We start from the raw sequence: 1077 nt of genomic DNA, 5'->3' as shown, positions 1-1077 counted from the left end.
GGCGGATTCAAGTCCGAAGTGCAACGCTAAGCCGCCTTTCTTAGCTCCGCAAACACCACCGAAGGTTGTCTGAACCCCAGACACTTACGTGGCCTGCTGTTCAACGCTCCCTGATAGCGTTGTAAGTCTTCTTCTGTCACTGTCCGCAGGTCTGTTCCTTTCGGGATAAACTGTCTTAACAACCCATTCGTATTCTCGTTCAGCCCACGCTCATGCGAGGCATACGGATGGGCAAAGTACGTATCTGCGTTCAGTGCTTCTGCTATCGCCTTGTGCTCACTAAACTCTAGACCGTTATCGAACGTTATTGTGTGACATACATCCTGATACTCACTCAGCAGTGAGATAATGGCCTTACTGACTTCCACCGCATCCTTTGAAAACACCTTTTTTGTCAGGTAAATACGGCTTTTGCGTTCTGCCAGTGTCACGATAGCACCAGTGCCCTGTTTACCCAGCACCAAATCGGCCTCCCAGTCCCCCAGACGGCTACGGTCATCGACGACTGACGGCCGTAGCTCAATGGATACCGCGTCAGGGATGCGACCTCGTTTCTGACCGTAGCCCTTACGATATCGCCGTTTGCCCTGCCTAAGATGCCTGTACAACTCGCCACCGCTACGCTTATCCGCATAGATATACTGGTAAATCCATTCATGGCTGACGCTAAGACCAATAATGCTGCCAATTGCACTTATTTGCTCAGGACTCCACTTCCACTCCAGAGCAAATATCACGAAATCTATGGTCTGCTGAGGAATTGTCCTTTTGGCAGATGACAGCCGCCTATCACAGCACTTCTGGTGTGCCTGTTGTGGGTTATAACCAGTATCTGAAGTGTTACGCCTCAGTTCACGGGAGACCGTGGACTTGCTTACACCGATACGGATACCTATCTCATGGCAGGATAAATTATCCTCACGCAGTATCGATATCTGGTATCGTTGTCCTTCGGTTAGTTGCTGATACTTCATACTTACTCGCTCATCTTTGGTCGGAAGAGCAGGATAGCTTATCAGTAGCTAACCGTCCTTCCATCTAACATGACCGAGCGTTGCACTTATTATCTGAATTCGC

The 1077-nt window shown here is 49.5% G+C and carries 1 protein-coding gene; it reads right to left on the bottom strand.

What is annotated here, in order from left to right:
- Nucleotides 1-26: 26 nt before the first annotated feature.
- Nucleotides 27-974: an IS30 family transposase gene (locus tag PSF16_RS17400; RefSeq protein ID WP_272689807.1), complete on the bottom strand. Its 948-nt coding sequence runs from the start codon at nucleotides 972-974 to the stop codon at nucleotides 27-29.
- Nucleotides 975-1077 lie beyond the last annotated feature (103 nt).

It is taken from the genome of Providencia sp. PROV033 (genome assembly GCF_028484855.1).
GTDB classification, from domain to species: Bacteria; Pseudomonadota; Gammaproteobacteria; order Enterobacterales; family Enterobacteriaceae; genus Providencia; species Providencia alcalifaciens.
Note: the sequence above shows the minus strand (reverse complement) of the source record. Positions and strands in the feature narration are given on the sequence as shown.

What these genes read in the sequence shown, in the direction of transcription:
- PSF16_RS17400 (WP_272689807.1), bottom strand. Translation starts at nt 974, where the DNA reads ATGAAGTATCAGCAACTAACCGAAGGACAACGATACCAGATATCGATA.